The organism is Rhodopirellula sp. JB055, from assembly GCF_043100905.1.
Classification (GTDB): domain Bacteria; phylum Planctomycetota; class Planctomycetia; order Pirellulales; family Pirellulaceae; genus Rhodopirellula.
This window is the reverse complement of record NZ_JBICHO010000118.1, coordinates 1-2,533: the sequence shown is the minus strand read 5'-3', so window position 1 is coordinate 2,533 and position 2,533 is coordinate 1. Positions and strand designations below refer to the sequence as shown.

Sequence of the window (2,533 nt, the reverse complement as noted above, 5' to 3'; positions counted from 1 at the left end):
TCGGTCTCATCAAGTTCCATTGGAAGACCCGCGAAATGATCCGCAACACTTGGAGGCTCTGGATCGTTGGCTTCGTTCTTACCGACCAGAGGAGATCTTCGAGGAAGACGGTTCGCCCAAGCCATCAATCATTCGTTGGTTGCCGAAAGGTGCGCGGCGTCTAGGGATGATCCCCGAAGCGAACGGAGGTTCAATTCGCAAACCGATGACGATTCCGAATTGGAAGCACTACGAACTCGAGATCGACAGGAACGATCGAGGGCGTGAAACGGCGAGCGACATGAAAACCACCGGAGAATTTCTCCGCGACGTCATCGAAAACAACCGAGGCCGGTTTCGGTTGTTTTGCCCTGATGAACTGATTTCGAACCGGTTGGGAGCCACATTGGATGCGAGCCAACGACAATTTGTGTGGCCAACACCAGCGAACGATCCAAACATTGGAATGCAAGGCAGTGTCTTTGAAATGCTGTCGGAACACACCTGCCAAGCTTGCATGCAGGGGTACTTGCTGACCGGTCGTCACGCGATCTTTCCGTGTTACGAGGCATTTGTTTCGATCGTCGATAGCATGATGGGGCAGTACGCGAAATTCTTGAAGCGTTCCGATGAGATTGAATGGCGAGACCAAGTGAGCTCCTTCAACTACCTGCTCAGCAGTGAAGGTTGGCGACAGGATCACAATGGTTACTCGCATCAAATGCCAGGCTTTCTGAATATGCTGCTCAACAAAAAAGCTCAGAACGTCCGCGTCTACCTGCCGCCGGATGCCAACTGTTTGTTGTCGACAATCGATCATTGCATGCGAAGCACGGGCAAGATCAATCTGGTGATCGCATCCAAGCAACCGATGCCGCAATGGTTGTCCGCCGAAGAAGCCGAAGAGCATTGTCGAAACGGATTGTCGATCTGGGATTGGGCCAGTTCATCAGCAGACGAAACTTCACCAACGGACGAAACCGTCGATGTCGTTTTGGCGTGTGCTGGCGTCTATCCGACCGCGGAAGCGGTCGTTGCCTCGCGTCTGTTGCGACAAACCATTCCAGACTTGCGGATTCGATTGGTGAACATCACCGACTTGTTGATTTTGGAGCAGCAGTCGTTTCACCCGCACGGTCTGAACAACGAACAATTCGACCATTTCTTCCCACCGAGCACAGCAGTCATCTTTAACTTTCACGGCTACCCTTCGGCGATCAAGCAATTGCTTTGGAATCGTCCAGGGCATGAGCGGTTTCGAATCAATGGCTACATCGAAGAAGGGATGACCACGACGCCATTCAGCTTGCTAGCCGCCAACGGAATCGATCGTTACACGTTGGTCGATCAAATCCTCTGTGCGGGTGCGATCGAGCGTCCCGAATTGCTTGAGCGATGCGTCCAAACGCGAGCTCACTTCCAAAGAGTCAGAGAGGAGATGCTTCAACATGCACAACACCATGGCGAGGACATGCCATCGTTCACGCAGTGGGAAATCGAACCGCTCGCCAACGCCGTGCAAGGAGACCCAACATGAAATTGCTCTGTTTGAATCCCGGAAGCGGAACGCTGCGGTACCGATTGGTGGAGACGGAGCGATGTGATTCTGATTCGCCATCGTTGGATCTTGATCGCGGTATGGTCGACCGCATCAAGGGAAAAAAGAAGGTCGCCGAAGAAGCAGTCAAGCTGTTCAGGCGGATCGGAAACAACTCGCTGGACGCGGTGGCGATTCGTTTCGTCCATGGTGGCCCGTTTTGGAAACAACATTCGCGGGAGATCGATGCGAGCGTGCTGCAGTCGCTTGAAGAAGTCCGGCACCTGGCTCCATTGCATGTGCCAACCGCGATCGCCGTTGCTGACGCGATCCGCAACGAGACGCGTTTAAAGGTGCACGCGGTTTTCGACACCGCGTTTCACCGCACGCTTCCGGAGCATGTCTGGCGGTACCCGTTGCCACACGACCTCGGCGAGCGATATCGACGAATCGGTTTTCACGGGTTGGCACACGAGTCGGTTTGGAACGGGTGGGATCGCGAGGCAACGAAGGTATTGTCACTCCACTTTGGCGGTGGTGCCAGTGCATGTGCGATCTTGGATGGCAAAAGCATTTGGACGACGATGGGACTGACTCCGCTGGACGGATTGATGATGAGTTCGCGATCGGGCAGTTTGGATCCCGCGTTGGTGCTGGCGTTGCTTCGCGATGGTCGCTCGATCGACGAAGTGGACGAGATGCTCAACCGAGACAGCGGGCTGCTGGGCGTATCCGGGATCAGCGACGACACGCGAGATTTGTTGCCTGCCGCGGCAACAGGCAACTCACGAGCTGAGCTGGCTCTGCAAATATATTCAGCTCGAGTCCATGAATGTATCGGGGCAGGGATTGCGGTCCTGGGTGGTTACGATGCGTTGTTGCTGTCAGGAGCTTTGGTGAAAGAGTCGGCCGAGTTTCGCCGTCGGTTGCTCGGCGATTTGCAATGCTTTGGAATCAAACTAGATGCGAATCGGAATGACCGAGACGATGAGCTCCAGCAGCCGACGCTTCTCTCGG

1 protein-coding gene and 1 pseudogene are annotated in these 2,533 nt (G+C 54.7%); both read left to right on the top strand.

All coding sequences use genetic code 11. From position 1 onward, the window contains the following. A pseudogene (locus ACF8AM_RS04810) lies at positions 1–1,516 on the top strand (phosphoketolase); the annotation flags it as partial. After that, positions 1,513–2,533: acetate/propionate family kinase (locus ACF8AM_RS04805; RefSeq protein WP_392554540.1), on the top strand; the 1,021-nt coding region annotated here is incomplete at its 3' end. The pseudogene ACF8AM_RS04810 and the gene ACF8AM_RS04805, both read left to right, overlap by 4 nt.